Here is a 20,467-nt window from a genome sequence, read left to right as displayed (position 1 = left end):
GCATTGTTTAAAGGATTTCCCTATGTCTTCCGCACTGCGTCGCCGCCTCTTTGCACTGGCGCTTGGCGTATGCTCTGCCTTCCCGGTACTGGCGACAACGACGTCGCCCGGTTCTATCGCAAACACCCAGGCTCGCTATATCGCAACCTATTTCCCTGGCCGTATTACCGGCACACCGGCAGAGATGCTGTCGGCAGATTATTTGCGTCAGCAGTTTGCCAAAATGGGTTATCAAAGCGATATCCGCACGTTCCACAGCCGCTATATCTACACCGCCAAAAATAACCGTCAGAACTGGCATAACGTGATTGGCAGCACCGTTATCGCGGCGCATGAAGGTAAATCGCAGCAGCAGATTATTGTGATGGCGCATCTGGACACCTATGCGCCGCAAAACGATGGCGATGTCGAAAATAATCTCGGCGGGCTGACGCTTCAGGGTATTGATGATAACGCGATGGGATTGGGCGTGATGCTTGAGCTGGCAGAGCGTCTGAAAGACGTGCCGACGGAGTACGGCATTCGCTTCGTTGCGACCAGCGGCGAGGAAGAAGGCAAGCTGGGCGCGGAGAATCTGCTCAAACGCATGAGCGCCGCCGAGAAGAAAAATACGCTGCTGGTTATCAACCTCGATAATCTGGTCGTCGGCGATAAACTCTATTTCAATAGCGGCGTCAAAACCCCGGCGTCGGTACGAAAACTTACGCGTGACCGCGCGCTGGCAATTGCGCGCAGCAAGGGTATTTCCGCCTTTCCCAACCCAGGTTTGAATCCTGATTATCCAAAAGGTATTGGTTGCTGTAATGACGCTGAGGTGTTTGATAACGCGGGTATTCCCGTGTTGTCTGTCGAAGCCACGAACTGGTCGTTAGGGAAAAAAGATGGTTATCAGCAACGTGCCAAAACGCGCAGCTTCCCGGAAGGGAACAGCTGGCACGACGCACGGCTGGATAATCAGCAGTATCTTGATAAAGCCCTACCGGGCAGAATAGAACGCCGCAGCCGTGATGTAGTGAAGGTGATGATGCCGCTGGTGAAGGAACTGGCAAAGGCGGGGAAGGTTTAGGTTGGAGAACTGGCAAAACAGTCCGGTTCCGGACTGCTTGAGATCTATGAGGTGGATTGTCGTTAGGGAAACTTCCTTAACATATTGAAACCCAGCAGTATTGAGCGCTTCTCGTGTAATTTTTATACTCTCCGAAGCCGGTACGTTTAATGGTCAAATGGAGCCTGTTTTCACAGGCATTTATGCGGGTTCGACTCCCGTCCGGCTTACTTATCAGATTGAACCGCGCGGTGCGTCATACACGCCACTAGCGCCCTCCGAGTAACAAATTGATCAGAACGATATTCGTTAACAAGGATTCGGGTATTTGTTCGGCACGGGGAACTCGTGATTGTGCCAGGTGGACGTAACGAAAGCCTCGGTTTATTCCCGCTGGCGCGGGGAACTCGGTAATGCTTATAATTTCATACAGTTAGCTCACGGTTTATCCCCGCTGGCGCGGGGAACTCTTTTGTTGCGGCGATAACGTCGTCGCGGGAGCCGGTTTATCCCCGCTGGCGCGGGGAACTCTTTTGTTGCGGCGATAACGTCGTCGCGGGAGCCGGTTTATCCCCGCTGGCGCGGGGAACTCAAATTGCGGTTCCAGAATTTCACATCGAGCAACGGTTTATCCCCGCTGGCGCGGGGAACTCGTATTCCCAGTCGTCTGTGGATTCATCTACATCGGTTTATCCCCGCTGGCGCGGGGAACTCGGCGATACTATCTCGCGGGCAACCGGCCCCTGCGGTTTATCCCCGCTGGCGCGGGGAACTCTTCAAATGTGATGCCGGAAAGGGCGTTAAGCGCGGTTTATCCCCGCTGACGCGGGGAACTCTGCCATTCCACTCGAGACGCAGCTCAACCTGCCGGTTTATCCCCGCTGGCGCGGGGAACTCTGACGCATCAAAGCCAGTCATTTGCAATTGAACGGTTTATCCCCGCTGGCGCGGGGAACTCGCCGCTATTCCGATATATTCCGCCGCCTCCGGCCGGTTTATCCCCGCTGGCGCGGGGAACACGTGGTAATAACGTTCGGCGACGTGTGATAAATCGGTTTATCCCCGCTGGCGCGGGGAACACACGAATTGTATAGCCGCCGGTATCGGTTGGCACGGTTTATCCCCGCTGGCGCGGGGAACACTCGCGGATCCGCACATTTTGCGACTCAATGCACGGTTTATCCCCGCTGGCGCGGGGAACACATCTACACCACCAGAGGCTTTTTTATTTATTTCGGTTTATCCCCGCTGGCGCGGGGAACACGCGCCCGGCGGCTCCGTGGTTTTGCTGGTAAGCGGTTTATCCCCGCTGGCGCGGGGAACACAGCGGTTTGCCGTCGCTGCGGTTCATTCCCTGCGGTTTATCCCCGCTGGCGCGGGGAACACTTCACGCCAGGCGGAGACGACTGACTGAAATTCGGTTTATCCCCGCTGGCGCGGGGAACACTTCAGCGATAGCGCGGAAATTATCTGGATCAACGGTTTATCCCCGCTGGCGCGGGGAACACCACTTTACTGAAAGATATTTATCAGGAGTAAACGGTTTATCCCCGCTGGCGCGGGGAACACGTATGAAGTTGACCGCGATCAGTTGCAGAGATCGGTTTATCCCCGCTGGCGCGGGGAACACTGCGCCAATATCTGGCGCAACCCCCACGTATACGGTTTATCCCCGCTGGCGCGGGGAACACTCCGGGAGTTTTAATTGACCGTTACGCCACGCCGGTTTATCCCCGCTGGCGCGGGGAACACGCGCCAACGTCTGCGCACGTCGGCTTGTTCTGCGGTTTATCCCCGCTGGCGCGGGGAACACAAAGCCGAATACCTAAAAATTTATCTTCCAGGCGGTTTATCCCCGCTGGCGCGGGGAACACGCTTTATCTGCGCAAAAACCTGCTGATTACGACGGTTTATCCCCGCTGGCGCGGGGAACACTCGGGCGTCCTCATTTCCCTGATTCACGATTCCGGTTTATCCCCGCTGGCGCGGGGAACACGGATCCTCAGGCATAATAATCGACGCACGCCGCGGTTTATCCCCGCTGGCGCGGGGAACACGTTTAAGCACAAACAGGAGCTTGCAGCATGAACGGTTTATCCCCGCTGGCGCGGGGAACACACTAAGCATACGTATCTGTTTTTAAACAATTTTATTCCACATCAACAATCTACCAACTAAATTCAAACATTTCCTTATTTTTAAAGAACGGGTAACTTATTGATTCTCAACAGGAAGAAACGAAACCAACCGTAACCCATCCAAATCCACCGGAATACGTCTGTTTTCACCCCAGGTCTGAAATTCAAAACCCGACTCGGTATTGGTCGCCCAGGCCATGACCACATTTCCGCAACCTGCCAGTTGGGAGATTTGCTGCCAGATCATCTCCCGAATACGTTTGGATGTATCACCAACATAAACACCAGCACGCACTTCCAGTAGCCAGATCGCGAGCCGTCCACGTAAGCGTGGCGGGACATTTTCTGTAACAACCACGACCATGCTCATCCGCTGCGCCCCCGGTGACCACTATCACCCAGCGTTTCAGGTTCCGGGATAGCTGGCGGTAACATATCTGGCGCTGGTTGTGGTGGTTCAATTTCACCGGCGACAAGGACTTCCTCAATTAACGGAATTAATTTGCCCGTTAATTTACTACTACGGAAAATATCGCGACAAGCCAACCTGACTTCTTTATCAGGTTCTGCGGGTTGCCTCGCCGCTATTTCAAATGCCTTTGGTACAACCGAATCAAATTTAATGATATCGGCTATGTCATAAACAAATGAAAGCGGTTTGCCACCATGGATAAAACCAATAGCGGGCGCATATCCCGCGGCTAATACCGCCGCTTCAGATATACCGTACAGACATGATGTGGCAGCACTGATGCAGCGATTCACAACATCGCCTTTTTCCCAGTCTTTAGGATCGTATTTGCGACCATTCCATTTCACACCATATTGCTTCGCCAGTAATGCATAGGTCTGGCGAACACGGGATCCCTCAATTCCCCGTAACTGCTCCACTGAACGGCGAGCTGGCGGTGGTTCAGGAAAACGTAATTCATACATTTTGCGCACCACCTTCAAGCGTAAATCTTCCGTTAAAGCCAGCTTTGCCTGGTAGAGTAATTTATCAGCACACGCTCCACCGGGTTGTCCGGAGGAGTAAACGCGAACGCCCGCTTCACCGACCCAGACCAGCAGTGTTCCCACCGTGGCGGCCAGATGCACCGCCGCGTGGGAAACTCTCGTTCCTGGTTCGAGCATAATGCAAGCGACCGATCCCACCGGAATATGCGTGCGGATCCCTGTTTTGTCGATCAGCACGAAAGCCCCGTCCAGTACGTCGATTTGACCGTACTGGAGGAAGATCATGGAGGTGCGATCTTTTAACGGGATCGGACTCAGTGGTACAAACGTCACGCCTCTGCTCCGGGTTTGATTAACATCAGACCACAGCCGAACGCCCGGCTTTTGCCATACCCCAGGCAGAGACGTTGCAGAAATAACCCTGGATCGGTGACTGTAAGCATCCCTGTATAATCCACGCTACTGAACTGGATCAGTTGCCGGGAGTTTTCCCGCCGCAGTTGCTGTTGTCGGTAGGCATCGACCGAGGTATCCAGCAGTGTAAAACCGCTTCTCTCCCCCTGCGCTGCCAGCCAGTCCAGCGCCGCCTGTTGTTGATGCAACCAGACATTTCTTCCTTCCGCCTGCCCCCTCACCTGCCGTTTCGCCTCCATCAGCAGATCGTGGCGCTTACCCGCTTTACAGACTGTTGGATTCGCTCGCAGGTTGAAAAAAAGGGATTGTCCGGTACGCAGCTCCGGCGCAAATGACCGGCATTCGATGGTGAACGTTTCACTTTCCGCCGGGCGTTCCTGCGACAGGACAAAAAAGCGAAACGCGCCCAGGAGTTCTTCCCGACGATAAAGAAATTGCCTTTCTTTGCCGCCAGGAAAAAGATCCCACAGCCACTGATGCATCACATATTCACCGCGATCCACCAGATGCAGTAACTGCGCAGGCGAAAGCTGGCCGGTATGTAAGGTTATTCTTGAGAGGTACATGGTTCCTCCTTGCTGAGCCACGGCCCCTGATTGACGGTGCGTTCCCCAAACAGCCACTGCTGACGATTTAAAGGAACATCCCGGCGGCGTAATATTTTGCTCGAGACCAGGCCATCGTGCTCCCCTTCCCACCAGCATTCATCCTGAAGTTTCGGGAGTGAGACTTTCAGTTCGCGGAAACTATCCTGATACTGGTGATATGCGTTACGTAAGGCATCAGACGCGTTACCTTCAAGCAGTAACGGCGCAAGGGGTAATGCCAGCGGATGGCTTTTTCGCCCCAGATAAAGCGGAAAAACCGGATGGCGTAAACCTTCCTGCAACTGTTCGAGGCTATAAGGCGCATCAGCTGTTGTTGCCACGGCCACCATCCACCAGGCATCGGTGTAGTAGTCGCGCCGGGAGATAATCGCGCTTAGAAGATCAGGGTCGCTCAACTCTTCGCGACGGCTGAAATAACGCGCTTTACGCACCTCTTTTGGCATCTGGACCGTGTGATAATCCCGTGCCCAGCGCGGGTTACGGCTGGCGCAAACCACCAGTGAATAGTGGCGATTAAACGCGTTTAAGCATTCGGTGTCATCACGCCGTATCCCTAACCCGGCAGCCAGCAGCCCCAGCAATGCTGAACGCGAAGGCAGTTCATGGGTATGACGCACCTCACCGGGTGCATCAACGCCCCAGGATGCCATTGGCCCATGAAGCTGAAAAATCAGATATTGGCTCATAAGCCGCCCCTTACGCGCAGATAAAGTCCAGCACGTCCTTCATGCTTCCCTGTTTGTTCATCACGTCAAAACTTGCGCATTCGGTCTTCTGTTCGTAAACCGTATTCATGTTTTCGCGAAGCGTTGTAATACGCTGCACTGCCACATCTAACTGACGTGTGCCATTAATGGGTTCATAGAAAGCCGCCGCCAGAGAACGCGGTTGTTCGGTGCCTTTTTCTGCCAGCGCCCAGGAGGCGTAGGCACGGCTGGCAAAGCTGTTTTGTTTACCGGTTGGGGAAACTTTAAACGCTGCTTCCGTAAAGGCGCGCAGGGTCTGATTAGCTAATGCTTCGTCACCGCCGAGGTTTTCGACCAGCAGATCTTTATCAATGCAGATATAGGTGTAGAACAGCGCAGAACCAAACCCAGTTTCACCAAGATGCCCTGCACCAGCATCTTCAGAGGCCTGGCGCAAATCATCAACGGCGGTGAAAAAATCATCTTCGACAATCGTTTCACTGACACCAAACGCATGCGCGACCTGACAGGCGGCTTCAACATTAAACTCGGGTTTATTCGCCAGCATACGACCAAACATGGCGATATCTACCGCCATACGATCTTTACGTAACAAAGCGAGATCGTCCTCTTTTGGCGCGCGCTTTTCTTCTGCCAGTTGATGGGCCAGCGCTTTTACGGCGTCAAATTCTGCAGGGCTGATATGGACGAGCTGTTCAGTTTCAGCGTTAGTGAGCGGATCTTTTGTTTTTTTGTCTTTTTTGGCTTTACCAAGATAATCGGCAATATCTGCCGCCCATTCGATGGCTTTTTTTTCTTCGATTCCTTTCTCAATCATGATAGTTGCTGCCTCGCGCGCGATACGCCCACTACGAATACCAATATGGCCCGCCAGCGCCTGTTCAAAAAGTGCAGAAGTGCGCCACGCACGTTTCAGACTTTGCGAGGAAACGCGCAGACGCGTTGCTCCACCCAGCACCACGGTTTTCGGCGCACCGGTGTCATCACGGTTAAGGTTGGCTGCAGGGTAAGCGGTTAACAAATGGAGCTGAATAAATGTCGTCATGAGATAGTCCTTTATTAATTTTGTTCGTTATCGGCGTCGCCAGCCTGGTAATATTCCAGCGCCCAGCGGATACGGATAAATTCTGTTGGCCGCTGCTGACGGCGGTGATGGTTGAGCAGGTCGTCACTCTCCTGGCACCAGCGGAAAATATCGTCTGCCAAAGAGATAAGATTGACGGAACCGTTTAATAATTTGACCGCGCGACGTAACTGGCGCAGTAAATCATCCGGCGTTTTTACTGCCGACAGGCGCGAAAACCGCCCTTCTGACATTACTGCCGCCAGCTGCGCGGCAAAAGGCTGCCGTTCATCAATGGCTTTTACATTGGCGCTAACTGCAGCGACCAGTGCCAGTGCGGTAAAACGCCACTCTTGCGCTTCAACTTTCCACAACGTGTGGGTCTGCATTAGCAGAGAACGAAACCCTTCTGACAAACAAACATCATTAACCGTCGTACTACGCCGCAGACTGGCACGATTGCCGCGTTTTTCCTGCAATTCCTCGTGCCATTTGCGCAGCGTGGCTTTGTGCTCCTCTTTTACAATACTCATTCAGCAGCCTCCTGCTTTTTCTCCCTGGCGGCTTTAGCACTTTGCTTCTCCGCCGATGTTGTAAAATATTTCTTGCGCGCGGTCATGACGCGTTTCAAATCAACGGGCTCATAAGGATTAGTGAATACCCGCTCGTCAAAATCCTGACGCGCGAATAACCACATTTCCTTTTGCCATTTGCTGAGTAATTCATCCGGCTCCTGACCTTCTTCAATTTGACGCACTAACCTCAGGAAGCGATGCTGAGTTTTGTTCCAGAAGTCGATATCCACAAAACTGAAATCACCCCGTGCACCTTTTGGATCGGAGAACCATGCTTCTTTCAATGCACTCCGTAACAGACTTAGAATCCGTGAAGCCGTTTGCGCAGCCAGCCGCAGCTTTGGTATCTGGCCTTCTTTTTTATTGAGCAGTAGCGGGAAATGGTGTTCGTACCAACAGCGCGCTTTCATGTTGTCGAAATCATAGCCAAATCCCCACAGGCCCACTTTTGCCTGTTTCAGACTGCTGGGATTAAAGAGTTTCACCACCAGCGCGGGAAGTTCCGTATTGTTTTCTGACTTACCCGTTTCGATAAGACCTAACCAGTCGCGCCAGATTAAACCGCCCGGTTGTGGCTTGACCGAGTAAAACTCGCCGCCCTCTTTAAGTGGTACACGGTAAGGCGTTAAGGGATGCTGCCACATGGCATAATTCGCACCGTAATTTTTGGTCGTCATCAGGCTCAGGAGCGCGTCGCTCTGCTCACCGCAAATATCGCAGTTGCCGACTGTCGTGGTATTAAAATCAACACGTATGCGCCGAGGCATTCCCCAGTACGCCTGGAGTTTGTTGACCTGATCATCAGTTACCACCGCACCGGCCAGTTCACTGGTACGCGTCGGGCCAAGCCAGGGGAAAACCAGATCGTCAAATTTTTTGGGTAGCGGTAAGTCAGATTCATCCTGCGGCATCACGTTGAGCCACAGTTTGCGCCACAAGGGTGTTTGTTGATTGCCCTGATATTCCTGTAATTCAATCAGCGTCGTCATCGGCCCACCGCCGCGTAAACCGGTGCGGTAGCCTTTGCCGCCCGCTGGTGCATTCAACTGTAAAGAGAACAAGGCCAATGCTAAGCAATGGGGGCACAGGTGTTCCGTTACACCACGCTTGATAAAGTGGTCTTTATTAAACTTCGTCGTTTGAGAGCCGGGAATTTCAGGCAGTAATGAAGCTACCGGAACTTTATCTCCCGTAAGCGCCTCGAAATCCTGCATAAATGAAGGGGAATCTGGGCCAAACTGGAAAGCGTGTTCTAAAGACAGCAATGCTTCCCGTAGCTTTTCAACCTCCAGCCCGTCTTCCCAGATATCATCCCAACGACCGTGATTTTTGGGCGCGAAGCTGGTTTGTAGTAGTCCCAGCAAAAACTGCCATGCCGCCCCCTGGAGATCTGCCCGCGGCGCAGCGATATCGACAACATTTTCATCAGCCAGATCGACTGGTGCCAGCTTGCCTGTCGTTCCATCTTTATAACGAACGGGCAACCACGGGGTTGTCAGAAGTGAAAACGAGTTCATACGCATCCTCTCGTAAAAAAGACCATCCCTGGTCGGTTGTCCATCACCATATTTTCAGATTTAGTTGGAGACTTAATCTGAGTCGGATAAAAGAAAAGACGTTGAATGTGATACGAAAATCGAACTTAGTTTGTCGTTTTGAAAGCAGATTTAGCACAAGTTGAAGCAAAAAAATCGACAACATCGTAGTCCTCTTCACCGCAGCTTTTCACTGGTCACGAAAATACGCCTTGTAACGGTGTGACTCAATTCCAGTTCCGGACATTTTAGAAATTTTAGTTTCTAAATAACTCATAGAAATTACCCATCTATCATAATCACAATAGCATTGATAAAATAAATCCATTCCCTGATTCCAGGGATTAACCAAGTTAGTGAGATACTAAAATTGGTTCCCGTTCCCCGTGTCAACGGGGATAAGCCCTGGCGTCATCCGACGCCAGGGCATATCAACCAACCTTGCCAATCAATCCCTCCGTAGCCGAATACCCGCAACTTTCGTCATCGGTAACTAAAATCACATTTACCATCTCCGGATCTTGCCGCTGTTCAACGCACCACTGCCTGAACGCATCCCCTTCCAGTAAAGAAAACTCATCCCGATGTTTTTTCCACCAGCTTTGGCGCGCTCTGACAACGCTCATTTCCCATGCGTGAGCGCCAGTGGCATAAGGCTTCACCACACCGTCAATACAGGTAGCCAACCACAAGGAAACAGACTCCTCAGCCAGACGTGTCGACAGTTTTTCCGGAAGGTAATCGTTGATATTGGCGGCATAGCCGGGCCTGAAGTTCAGCACAAACTTATTAGCCATTGAACGATCGCAGTAGTATTTGCCCACTTGCTCCTGCTCGCTGCGGGCAAACCCTTCCGGCATTACCACATCCTCACCGTAGACTGATTCAATCAGAAGCCGGGCTGAGTGTGGCATCTGAATCGCGCCTTGTTCACGCAGCACACGCTGCGTCAACCAGATTCGCCCATGATCGGGATAGACAAATGCACTGTTACGCATGGCACTGCCAAACCATTCTTCACCCGGAGAGTCGTTCCAGACGGGGGCCAGAATCAGCAATACAGGAGGGTGACGCTCGTCTTTACCGTCACGCTTTAACTGACCATTAATATCGCGGATATGTCGCTGTAATCGCCCTGCTCGCTGGATCAGCAAATCAACAGGGGCAAGGTCGGAAATCATTTCGTCCAGGTCGCAGTCGACGCTCTGCTCCAGGACCTGAGTACAAATGAGGACTTTTCCGGCACGCTGTGAACAGTCTTCTTTACCAAAGCGTGCCAGCGTCTCCGTTTCAATTCGCTGGCGATCGCTAAAAGCAAAGCGGCTATGAAAAAGTGAAAGGCTGGAAGCAGGAATGACGCCGCGGGCAAGTAACTGACGATGAACCTGGATGGCGTCATCGACAGAATTCCGAATCCAGGCGATGCATTTCCCCTGACTTACCGCCGATTCGATACGCGCAATACACTCTTGTTCGCTATGAAGCCAACCCACACTCACGCTGCGCTCAACGTCTTTGCGCGTCGCTACCCGGTGCGAATGCACATCGGATTTCGTGACATGCGTCAGCCAGGGATAATCATCTTTTTCCAGCAACGGAGCTTCTTGCTGGCCCTCTGCACCACGCGCAAAGGCGGCGACGAGTTTGTCACGCTGCTGTTGAGACAACGTAGCAGAAAGCAAAATAACGCTGTTTCCGCCACGCGCCTGCCGCTCGATCAGCCCTTCAAGAATGCACGACATATAAGCGTCACAGGCGTGGATCTCATCGGCTAGCAGGATTTTGTTACTCAGCCCCAGAAGCCGCAGATTATTATGTTTGAACGGCATCACCGCCATCATCGCCTGATCCAGCGTGCCGACGCCAATTTCAGCCAGCAACGCCTTCTTGTTACTGTCGGCAAACCAGGCCGCACATCCCTGACTGAACGTTTGTTCATCCGGTTCTTCTGACCCCACAAAATCACCAGACCACAGCGATGCGTTAAAGCGATCCATTAGCGAACGAGCGCTGTGTGCCAGCACCAGGCTGGGGCGGGATTGTGGCGAATAGAAAGCAAGCCAGGTTTTGACCAACCTATCGTACATGGCATTAGCCGTTGCCATTGTTGGCAGGCCAAAAAACAAACCCTGTGCTTTCCCCGCAGACATCAACCTGTGCGCCAGGATAAGCGCCGCTTCTGTTTTACCTGCGCCAGTCACATCTTCCAGAATAAACAACTGCGGTCCTGGCTGGCTGATATCCAGATCCAGCACCTTTTGCTGTAACGGTGTTGGGTTCTCAATAAAAGGAAACAGCGTGTTAATTCCAGTGAAAGGTGCGGTTTCTGCTTTTGGAGGAAAGACGGTTAATGCGTTTTGAGCCTGAGCTAAAGCAATCTGCCAGTAATCTTTAATATCCATTGGGTGTGCGACGCGTGGAAAAAATCGCGTTGACGAACCCGCCCAGTCTGCGAGCACGACGGTTGCAGAGATATACCAGGAAAGGTGTTTTATAAGTTCAATGCCCTCGTCATCATCCCAGAATGCGGGGATCTCGATGAGCGGGAACAGTGCCTTGATTGCAAGGAGAAAATCTCGTGCAGCGGCTTTGTCTTCAGGCAGAAAATTATCCAGTTCATCCATACGATCAGGAGGCCGACCATGATGCCCGGTAGTCATGGGCATCCACATCTCTATTACCCGTTTAAGTTTGCGGGGAGAGAGTGAAGATGAGGGAAGCAACTCTTCACATTCAATTAAATAATGATGCCACAACCAGTAACCCAGCGTTGAATGAGAGATCTTTTCGTAATTCTTTCTTGCGCCTTCCGGAACCTTGAGTTGTGGGTGCAGGTAAAGTTGCTGAAATGAGCGGGCAAATTTTCCAGTATCGTGCCAGCACAACAACCAGGCGAAAAATTGTGCTGCCTGCTCCGTGTCAGCGAAACCTAATTGACGAAAATAGTCATCCAGCCCGAAGTAATTGCTTTTGACCATTAAATAGCCCATCGCGGCTACATCCAGCGAATGCCAGCAAAGAAGGTGATAATCGTCGCCACCCTCTTTCTCGCCACGTCGGGTTTTTCCCCAGAAATCAAAGAAAGTCACAATGTTTTTATCCTTCAGTAAAACTTAAAGGATATTTACGCATATATTAAAAATTATCTGTGATATATATCGTTCAATAAAATATTTACATTATGAATAACCTAATGCTTTTTATTTGAAATACAAATCAATAATAAACACAGTAAAAATTACCATATGAGCAATTAAAATTAAAAAGGGTGCCGGAGACCAAACCATCACAATCCAATATGCGGGGGTTTACCCCCGCGTGATGGCTACTTCTTCGATTCGTAAGCGAGAACTGCCTTAAACTCCATACCACGCTCTCTGATACTCAACTCACACAACGAGTCGCCTACCATCAGCGTGAATCCCAGTACTGTAAAACACAGCACTATGATTGCCACAAGGGCATATTTTGTTAGCATGTCTTGCCTCCCTGCAAAGAAGAGACTAACATCCGAATTGCAACGTTCGAACGCGAGCCTCAGGTTGATAGAAATATCGCCTGGGGCTTTTGTCCATCTGGAACCTCGCGAATGCTCAACGCCAGACAGCCTCAAGCACCCGACGCCATTCTATAACTGTTGATTTCCCCTGCTATATTCACGTTTAAATGCCGGAATGCGGCTCGCAAAATAAAAACGCCCCCATCTTTTCTGACAGAGGCGTTTATTACGCGGTGCGAAGTTTTACCCTTCGTGCAACCCACATTCCCTTTTTAAGCCAAAGAAACGCGTTTCTTCTTCCGCCATGCCGGGTTCCCATTTACGGGTTGTATGGGTATCACCAACCGATAAATATCCTTCGTCCCATAATGGGTGATATTTCAGGCCATGTTTTTGCAGGTACTGATAAATAGTTCGGTTATCCCAGTCGATAATCGGCAGCACTTTAAATACGCCACGCTGAATTGCCAGCACCGGTAAATTAGCGCGGCTGCCGGATTGTTCACGGCGCAGGCCAGCAAACCACGTTTGCGCTTTCAGTTCTTTCAACGCACGGTTCATCGGTTCGACTTTGTTGATATCGTTGTACTTTTCAATGCCTTCAACGCCCTGTTCCCACAGTTTACCGTAGCGCGCTTCCTGCCAGGCAGCGCTTTCGGTAGCGCGGTACACTTTCAGGTTGAGCTTGAGTTTGTCCGTTAACTCGTCAATAAAGCGGTAGGTTTCAGGGAACAGATAACCCGTATCGGTGAGGATCACCGGAATATCCGGGCGAACCTGATTCACCAGATGCAGGCTCACCGCCGCCTGAATGCCGAAGCTGGAAGAAAGCACATATTCACCGGGCAGATTATCCAGCGCCCAGGCGACGCGGCCTTCAGCATCCAGTTTTTCAAGCTCGGCGTTAGTTTCCGCCAGCGCCAGAATGCGATCCACCTTCGACAGTTCGTTCAGCGCATTTAGATCGAGTTTGGACATAGATTCCTCACTGTTTGCCTTGCGGGTTAAGTAGGCCGGATAAGACGTTTATGCCACATCCGGCAAAAGGTGTCACAGTGCCTGATGGCGCTTCGCTTATCAGGCCTACAAAACCGAGTTGAAGCGGCAATTCATATTAATCCCACAAATCGCGCGCCGGATCGAGCACCGGGCGAATGATGCCCGCACGCACCGTAAAGTCGCCGAAGCCTTCACCCGCTTCACGCTCTTTCGCCCAGCGCCCTATCAGTTCATCAAGCGTCGCCAGGATTTCCGGCTCGGTGATGTTTTCTTTATGCATCCGTGGGATACGTGTCCCAATGCGGTTGCCACCAAGATGCAGGTTGTAGCGACCCGGCGCTTTACCCACCAGGCCAACTTCCGCCAGCATCGCGCGACCACAACCGTTCGGGCAGCCTGTTACACGCATCACGATGTGCTCATCGCTGACACCATGTTTCGCCATTAAATTATCGATGTTATCGATAAACGACGGCAGGAAACGCTCCGCTTCCGCCATCGCCAACGGGCAAGTCGGGAATGACACGCAGGCCATTGAGTTTTCACGCTGCGGCGTGACGGCATTCATTAACCCGCTCTCTTTGGCGATCTTCTCGATCTTCGCTTTCTCACTTTCCGGCACACCGGCGATGATCAGATTCTGGTTCGCCGTAATGCGGAAATCACCTTTGTGGATCTTCGCGATCTCCAGCAGGCCGGTTTTCAGCGGACGCCCCGGATAATCAAGGATGCGACCATTTTCGATAAACAGCGTCAGGTGCCATTTGTCGTCGATCCCTTTTACCCAGCCGATACGATCGCCGCGCCCGGTAAATTCATACGGACGGATCGGTTCGAACTTGATCCCCGCGCGACGTTCCACTTCTGCTTTAAACGTCTCGACCCCCACGCGCTCCAGCGTGTATTTGGTTTTGGCATTTTTACGATCGGTTCGGTTACCCCAGTCGCGCTGAGTGGTAACGACCGCTTCCGCCACCGCCAGCGTATGCTCCAGTGGCAGATAGCCAAACTCGCTCGCCGTGCGGGCGTAGGTTTTCTTGTTGCCGTGTTCGATAGAAAGCCCACCGCCCACCAGCAGGTTGAAGCCCACCAGCTTGCCGTTTTCCGCGATCGCCACGAAGTTCATGTCGTTGGCGTGCAGATCGATATCGTTCTGCGGCGGGATCACTACCGTGGTTTTGAATTTACGCGGCAGATAGGTCTGACCGAGGATCGGTTCTTCGTCAGTGGTGGCGACTTTTTCCTGATCGAGCCAGATCTCCGCGTAGGCGCGGGTTCGCGGCAGCAGATGTTCAGAGATTTTCTTCGCCCACTCATACGCTTCCGCGTGCAACTGAGATTCAAATGGGTTCGAGGTGCAGAGTACATTACGGTTCATGTCGTTGGCGGTCGCCAGCGCATCAAGACCGACCGAATGCAGCATCTGGTGCACCGGTTTGACGTTCTTTTTCAGAATGCCGTGGAACTGGAACGTCTGGCGGTTGGTCAGGCGAATGCTGCCATAAATGGTGTTTTCACCGGCGAATTTATCAATTGCCTGCCACTGTTTAGTGGTGATCACCCCACCCGGCAGACGGCAGCGCAGCAGCATCGCATGACGCGGTTCCAGCTTCTGTTCAGCACGTTCGGCGCGGATATCGCGGTCATCCTGCTGATACATACCGTGGAAACGGATCAGCAGGAAGTTGTCGCCCTTAAAGCCGCCGGTCAGACCGTCGTTTAAATCTTCCGCAATGGTCCCGCGCAGGTAGTTGCTCTCAAGCTTCATGCGCTCGGCGTCTGTCAGTTTTCCTTCGACCACTAAAGGCCCTGGATGTTTTTCGTTCATTAGTAGACATCTCGCTGATAACGGCGCTCTACGCGCAGCTCACTTAAAAATTCATCCGCCGTTTCGGTGTCCATGCCACCAAATTCGGCAATCACTTCCAGAAGTGCCTGTTCAACGTCTTTCGCCATGCGATTAGCGTCGCCGCAGACATAAATGTGGGCACCGTCATTGATCCAGCGCCACAGCTCTGCGCCCTGTTCGCGCAGTTTGTCTTGTACGTAAATTTTTTCTTTTTGATCGCGCGACCAGGCAAGATCGATACGTGTCAGCACGCCCTCTTTGACGTAGCGCTGCCACTCCACCTGGTAGAGGAAATCTTCCGTAAAGTGTGGGTTGCCGAAGAACAGCCAGTTTTTACCCGGCGCTTCGTCAGCAGCACGTTGCTGCATAAAGGCGCGGAACGGTGCGATGCCGGTGCCTGGACCAATCATAATCACCGGCGTTTCCGGGTTTGCTGGCAGGCGGAAGTTGTCGTTATGTTCGATAAATACGCGGACTTCGCCCTCTTCTTCCACACGGTCCGCAAGGAAGCTGGAGGCACCGCCAGCACGGGCGCGGCCTTCCACGTCATAACGCACCACGCCAACGGTGACGTGTACTTCGTTCTCGACTTCCGCCTGCGAGGAGGCGATGGAGTACAGGCGCGGCGTCAGCGGGCGCAGCAAGTTAATCAGGGCTTCAGCGTCAAGCTGCGCCGGAGAGAAACGCACCATGTCGACAATCGGCGTCGTCGCGGCGTAATGCTGCAACTTCGCTTTATCGCCCACCAGCGGCAGCAGCGTTTCACTGCGGGTAAGCGTGGCGTAGTTCTCAACGATGTTGGCGGTGTTGACGGTCAGTTCGAAGTGCCACTGTAGGGCCTCGTTCAGAGGCAACGTTTTGCCCTCGACGGTGACAGGTTCATCACCTTTCAGCCACAGCAATTCGACAAGTTCTTTCACCAGGTCAGGATCGTTCTGATACCACACACCCAGCGCATCGCCCGGCTGATAGCGCAGGCCAGAATCGCCTAAATCAATTTCGATATGGCGAACATCTTTTTCTGAATCACGGCTGGTAATTTTCTGATTAACGGACAAGCTGGCCGTCAACGGCGCTTCTTTGCTGTACGGGCTGGTATAGATTTCATTCACTGCGCCAGTAGCAGCAACGGCAGCCTGCGCGGGCGTATCTTTCGGCACGCGTGCTTTTAACACGTCGACTACGCGTGCACGCCATTCACTGGCTGCCGTCTGATATTCAACATCCGCATCTACACGATCAAGCAGACGCTCGCCGCCAAGCTCCGCCAGTTTGCTGTCGAAATCTTTCCCGGCCTGGCAGAAGAATTCATATGACGTATCGCCCAGCCCCAGCACGGCAAACGCAGTGCCATCAAGTTTCGGTGCTTTTTTCGAGAACAGGAACTTATGCAGCGCCACCGCTTCTTCCGGCGGCTCACCTTCCCCTTGTGTGGAGGCAACGACAACCAGCAGTTTTTCTGACGCGATTTGTTTGAATTTATAATCCCCGGCATTCACCAGGTTCACGTTCAGCTTCGCGGCGAGTAAATCATCACGCAGCGCTTCAGCAACGCGGCGAGCGTTACCGGTTTGCGAGGCAGAGAGAAGTGTAATGGTTGGGGCTTCAACCGCAGCGGGCGTTGCAGCAACGGTTGCCGCACCAGGCTGCTGGTTGAGCACGCCCCAGAAATAGCCGGAAACCCAGGCAAGCTGGGTCGGCGTTAAGTCAGTCGTGGCCGCCTGAAGGCGTGCCAGTTGCTCCGTATTAAGCGGCAGCAGCGCGGAAGGGGGGACCTGTGTTGTCATGCTTGTTATGTTCCAGTATCAAAGCTGTTTTAAATCGGGAAAAACAAAACTGAATGTAAGGTTAACGAGCTGGATAATAACAATTAAAGAAGGGTTGGAAATATCAAATAACCAAATGGACTAACCTGATTTCCAGGTAGTTATTAGCAATAAAAGTGATTGGATAAGCTATTGATATAGATAGCAAATGAAGCATGGACACAATCCATTACGCTCTTCAGACCCATTTGTGGGTTTTAGTTAATGATAAAAAATGTGCTTTCCGGTACTATGCGGCGGTTTTTTCCGCAAGACTGAGAGTTCATGATGTCCACCACACTGTTTAAAGATTTCACTTTTGAAGCCGCTCACCATTTGCCTCACGTACCCGAAGGGCATAAATGCGGTCGCCTGCACGGCCACTCCTTTATGGTGCGCCTTGAGATTACGGGTGAAGTCGATCCGCATACCGGTTGGATCATGGATTTCGCCGAACTGAAAGCGGCGTTTAAACCGACTTACGATCGTCTGGATCACTATTATCTCAATGATATTCCGGGCCTGGAGAATCCGACCAGCGAAGTGCTGTCGCGCTGGATTTGGGAACAGGTGAAACCGGTTGTGCCGCTGCTGAGCGCGGTGATGGTGAAAGAGACCTGTACGGCGGGCTGTGTTTATCGCGGGGAGTGATTTCCTGCGAAACGATTAAGGCCCGGTAGATGCTATGTTACCGGGCCTTTTTATTAGGCAATATTCAAATACTTATGCGTCTGCATCGACAAACGCCAGTTGCGCGCGATGCAAGTATCAATGCAAAGGCGTGTGGCATCTTCTTTCTGACTGATCGGCTGCAGGGCAATCACACGCTGTTTGTCATCCGTCAGCGTCTCCAGCAGCTCGTCCAGTGCTTCAATATCGCGCACACGGCCTACCGGGTGCTTGATTTCATCAGCCCGCTCCAGCGCCTGCGATAGCACGTCATAGCCGCCGCGCATATTCACTTTCGGGGAAACCGTGACCCACGTGGTGTGTGTGCAACGTACTTCGTGAGTACCGCTGGTTTCAATCTGGCAGCTGTAACCATTTTGCTCGAGCAAGGTCGTTAGCGGGGTGAGGTCGTGAATGCAGGGTTCGCCGCCGGTGATGACAACATGCTTCGCTGTCCAGCCCTGACGGGCAATGGCGGTTAACAGATCGTCTTCCTCTGCCGCGCCCCATTTATCGCTCTCTTTGGTTTTTGCCAGGATGCTGAACAGAAACACTTCCCGATCGCTAAGTTTTTCCCAGGTATGCTTGGTATCACACCAGGCGCAGCCCACCGGGCATCCCTGTAAACGAATAAAGATAGCGGGAACGCCAGTGAAGTAACCCTCGCCTTGCAGGGTCTGGAACATTTCATTAATCGGGTACTGCATAATCATCTCTGTAAAAGGGGTATGCGGTAATTATCGCAGATTTTGAGCACCAGGTCATGCGCAGCGGTTGTACTATCGCAAGTCACGGTCTTACTTTTTTCATCAGATGGATTCATTATTTACCCATTAGTTTTATCTGAACCCTGACACTCCAGACAAGATTAATGAAAAACGGGCTAAAAAAGACGGAAACTATCACCAAAGCCAAACTGCATAGCATATAGACAAGGAAAATCTCAATACCACCCATTGTGGCAGGGAAAAGCATAGTTAATAACAATATACAGCCCCAGGCATAACCTTTCCAGGCATATAAAAGAAAAGCCTTACTGACACTAATATTTTTTCTCTTTGCAAGTTTGAGTAAGAAATAGATATCTCTTTCTTTCATTCCAGCTTGAGCAAGTATGCTCTTTACATCCTGTTCCATGACCAACTCCTTGTAATGAAATTTATAACCCTTTAAGGCTACGATAAATTTTAAAATGTGCCCAGCAACCTTTATGGAAGCGAAAGAAAAATTCAAAACCTATAAATAATAGCACAAAGAAAAACAACATGAAAATCCCATCATGATCGCCACTAATAAAGGTACTGGCAAAGAAAAATAGATAGATGCTTAGCAATATCATATCTACTCTAAATATGCGGCAATAACTTTCATAATACGCTTCTTGTAGACTCAGCCCCTCATCCTGAGCAAACCTGATCAAACGCACTGCTTTATATTCTGTTAATCCTAACGCCATCAACTTCATAATAGAACATTGATATTCCCCCTCGCTCATTAAATTAATCCTCCGACTCTAATTCAGACCAATTAGTTTCTGGTTGAGAAACCATCTGATATATAGAAAACCCACTAGAAGCATCGCCCACAAGCTCTGAGCCTATCCCCGCACCTCCCATAGCTCGCCAGCCACGAATAAAATCTTCACGAATATAGTAAAAGAGCTTTCTGGCACCATCAATACGCGTCATGCCACCTAAAGAACCAGCAGAAAGTGCCACATCAACAGATGAGAAAGCGATATCCCCAACTTTATCATCACCGCCCAATAATTTTGCTATATAGCGATAAGCTTGTCGGATAGGTACCGTAGTTGGTTCTTTATGAGTAAATAGATAATATCCATTTTCATAAGAGTTTTCTCCGCCCTGTATCATTAACGGAACACCCAACTTCCCACATGCACTGCGAATATCTTTAACGCAAAAACCAATGCCGCCAAAAATTTGAAACAAACCACTCGCAAAACCGACACCTTTTAGTGATAGTGTCGTTAATGATGTAGCATCTCGCTCTTTTTGGGCAATTACATAAAGCTTAATACCTCCCATCTGTAATTGCATAGAGTATTTTTTTAACGAAAAATAATGATCCTGTAATTTTTTTACTGCCTCCCCTAAGGTTAATTTCCCACGCCGATAATCATCAATGCAGCCGTCTGTAACCCTATTTTCCTCTGCCATAAATTTTGTTCGTAACTGGCTGTTATGTAAATAATAAAAAACGATTTCAAAAACAAGTCGATCAATTTTATCTTTTTCACGTTGTAAATTCATTAACCCATAACTACTCAAAGTAACCTCCTGTTACTTTCCGATTAACCTGATTTGAATTTTAATACTCCAAATTAGATTTATGACAAAAGACGAAAAGAAGAGAGAAATGAAAGCTGCAGCAAGGCAGAAGAGCAAGTTGGCTATCAGAAATTCAATACCATCGGGGATTGATACAAAAACAACGAGGAGAAACAAAACTCCACTCCAGGCATAATATTTCCAGGAATAAAGCAAAAATGCCCGCCCCAGGATAATGTTTTTCCTCTTGGCTAATTTAATAAGAAAAGTAGCATCCTTTTTATTCATGCCTGCTTTCAATAAAGTTTCTTCC

At 51.0% G+C, this 20,467-nt stretch carries 18 protein-coding genes, 1 tRNA gene, 1 pseudogene and 1 CRISPR repeat array; of the genes and pseudogenes, 3 read left to right on the top strand and 17 right to left on the bottom strand.

The genetic code is table 11. The annotated features are described in order from the left end of the window. The first annotated feature begins 22 nt into the window (after positions 1 to 22). Both NMC31_RS23060 and NMC31_RS23055 read left to right on the top strand, forming a co-directional pair. Positions 23 to 1,066, top strand: coding sequence for an aminopeptidase (locus tag NMC31_RS23060; protein WP_253899212.1), 1,044 nt, complete (start codon positions 23 to 25; stop codon positions 1,064 to 1,066). A 134-nt stretch (positions 1,067 to 1,200) separates the two neighbouring features. Beyond that, a tRNA-OTHER gene (locus NMC31_RS23055) sits at positions 1,201 to 1,275 on the top strand. 150 nt (positions 1,276 to 1,425) lie between these two features. Next, a CRISPR array of direct repeats spans positions 1,426 to 3,163; the repeat unit is 29 nt; unit sequence CGGTTTATCCCCGCTGGCGCGGGGAACAC. 96 nt (positions 3,164 to 3,259) lie between these two features. On the opposite strand, the gene cas2e is transcribed toward NMC31_RS23055, so the two are convergent. The 12 genes and pseudogenes from cas2e to cysJ form a co-directional block, all read right to left on the bottom strand. Next, positions 3,260 to 3,553, bottom strand: coding sequence for a type I-E CRISPR-associated endoribonuclease Cas2e (cas2e, locus tag NMC31_RS23050; protein ID WP_000063171.1), 294 nt, complete (start codon positions 3,551 to 3,553; stop codon positions 3,260 to 3,262). After that, positions 3,550 to 4,473 carry a type I-E CRISPR-associated endonuclease Cas1e gene (gene cas1e / locus NMC31_RS23045; RefSeq protein WP_253899211.1) on the bottom strand — a complete coding sequence of 308 codons (924 nt, stop codon included), beginning with the start codon at positions 4,471 to 4,473 and terminating at the stop codon, positions 3,550 to 3,552. Before cas1e ends, cas2e begins: the two co-directional genes overlap by 4 nt. Next, on the bottom strand, positions 4,470 to 5,120 hold the full coding sequence (gene cas6e / locus NMC31_RS23040) for a type I-E CRISPR-associated protein Cas6/Cse3/CasE (protein WP_253899210.1): 651 nt from the start codon (positions 5,118 to 5,120) through the stop codon (positions 4,470 to 4,472). Before cas6e ends, cas1e begins: the two co-directional genes overlap by 4 nt. Beyond that, entirely contained in the window at positions 5,102 to 5,848 is a 747-nt protein-coding gene (gene cas5e / locus NMC31_RS23035) for a type I-E CRISPR-associated protein Cas5/CasD (protein WP_052953747.1), read from the bottom strand. The genes cas6e and cas5e overlap by 19 nt, the downstream gene beginning before the upstream one ends. Positions 5,849 to 5,858: 10 nt before the next feature. Beyond that, positions 5,859 to 6,914 (bottom strand): type I-E CRISPR-associated protein Cas7/Cse4/CasC, encoded by a 1,056-nt coding sequence (cas7e, locus tag NMC31_RS23030; protein ID WP_032303665.1) that lies wholly within the window; start codon positions 6,912 to 6,914, stop codon positions 5,859 to 5,861. A 14-nt stretch (positions 6,915 to 6,928) separates the two neighbouring features. Then, on the bottom strand, positions 6,929 to 7,465 hold the full coding sequence (gene casB / locus NMC31_RS23025) for a type I-E CRISPR-associated protein Cse2/CasB (protein ID WP_000029337.1): 537 nt from the start codon (positions 7,463 to 7,465) through the stop codon (positions 6,929 to 6,931). Next, positions 7,462 to 9,024, bottom strand: a complete 1,563-nt coding sequence (gene casA / locus NMC31_RS23020) for a type I-E CRISPR-associated protein Cse1/CasA (RefSeq protein ID WP_253899209.1) — start codon at positions 9,022 to 9,024, stop codon at positions 7,462 to 7,464. Before casA ends, casB begins: the two co-directional genes overlap by 4 nt. 449 nt (positions 9,025 to 9,473) lie before the next feature. Continuing rightward, a pseudogene (cas3, locus tag NMC31_RS23015) lies at positions 9,474 to 12,174 on the bottom strand (CRISPR-associated helicase Cas3'). Positions 12,175 to 12,367: 193 nt separating this feature from the next. Then, complete coding sequence (locus NMC31_RS23010) at positions 12,368 to 12,520, bottom strand: Hok/Gef family protein (RefSeq protein WP_000956460.1); 153 nt, start codon at positions 12,518 to 12,520, stop codon at positions 12,368 to 12,370. Positions 12,521 to 12,784: 264 nt separating this feature from the next. Next, entirely contained in the window at positions 12,785 to 13,519 is a 735-nt protein-coding gene (gene cysH / locus NMC31_RS23005; RefSeq protein ID WP_253899208.1) for a phosphoadenosine phosphosulfate reductase, read from the bottom strand. A 136-nt stretch (positions 13,520 to 13,655) separates the two neighbouring features. Next, complete coding sequence (cysI, locus tag NMC31_RS23000; protein WP_001003078.1) at positions 13,656 to 15,368, bottom strand: assimilatory sulfite reductase (NADPH) hemoprotein subunit; 1,713 nt, start codon at positions 15,366 to 15,368, stop codon at positions 13,656 to 13,658. Continuing rightward, positions 15,368 to 17,176, bottom strand: coding sequence for an NADPH-dependent assimilatory sulfite reductase flavoprotein subunit (cysJ, locus tag NMC31_RS22995; protein WP_253899207.1), 1,809 nt, complete (start codon positions 17,174 to 17,176; stop codon positions 15,368 to 15,370). Before cysJ ends, cysI begins: the two co-directional genes overlap by 1 nt. Positions 17,177 to 17,479: 303 nt before the next feature. On the opposite strand from cysJ, the gene queD reads away from it, so the two are divergent. Continuing rightward, positions 17,480 to 17,845, top strand: a complete 366-nt coding sequence (gene queD / locus NMC31_RS22990) for a 6-carboxytetrahydropterin synthase QueD (RefSeq protein ID WP_163446301.1) — start codon at positions 17,480 to 17,482, stop codon at positions 17,843 to 17,845. 53 nt (positions 17,846 to 17,898) lie between these two features. On the opposite strand, the gene queE is transcribed toward queD, so the two are convergent. The 5 genes from queE to NMC31_RS22965 all read right to left on the bottom strand — a co-directional run. Then, positions 17,899 to 18,570: a 7-carboxy-7-deazaguanine synthase QueE gene (queE, locus tag NMC31_RS22985; protein ID WP_253899206.1), complete on the bottom strand. Its 672-nt coding sequence runs from the start codon at positions 18,568 to 18,570 to the stop codon at positions 17,899 to 17,901. A 115-nt stretch (positions 18,571 to 18,685) separates the two neighbouring features. Further along, entirely contained in the window at positions 18,686 to 19,000 is a 315-nt protein-coding gene (locus tag NMC31_RS22980) for a hypothetical protein (protein ID WP_253899205.1), read from the bottom strand. Positions 19,001 to 19,022: 22 nt separating this feature from the next. After that, complete coding sequence (locus tag NMC31_RS22975) at positions 19,023 to 19,358, bottom strand: hypothetical protein (protein ID WP_253899204.1); 336 nt, start codon at positions 19,356 to 19,358, stop codon at positions 19,023 to 19,025. A 4-nt stretch (positions 19,359 to 19,362) separates the two neighbouring features. Further along, the gene (locus tag NMC31_RS22970) at positions 19,363 to 20,154 is read right to left on the bottom strand and encodes a DUF4225 domain-containing protein (RefSeq protein ID WP_253899203.1); all 792 of its coding nucleotides are present in this window, start codon (positions 20,152 to 20,154) and stop codon (positions 19,363 to 19,365) included. A 12-nt stretch (positions 20,155 to 20,166) separates the two neighbouring features. Continuing rightward, on the bottom strand, positions 20,167 to 20,467 hold a 301-nt coding region (locus tag NMC31_RS22965; RefSeq protein ID WP_253899202.1), incomplete at its 5' end, for a hypothetical protein.

Source organism: Pseudocitrobacter vendiensis (assembly GCF_943590815.1).
GTDB lineage: Bacteria > Pseudomonadota > Gammaproteobacteria > Enterobacterales > Enterobacteriaceae > Pseudocitrobacter > Pseudocitrobacter vendiensis.
The sequence above is the reverse complement of the archived record's forward strand: the minus strand, read 5'-3'. Positions and strand labels throughout refer to the sequence as shown.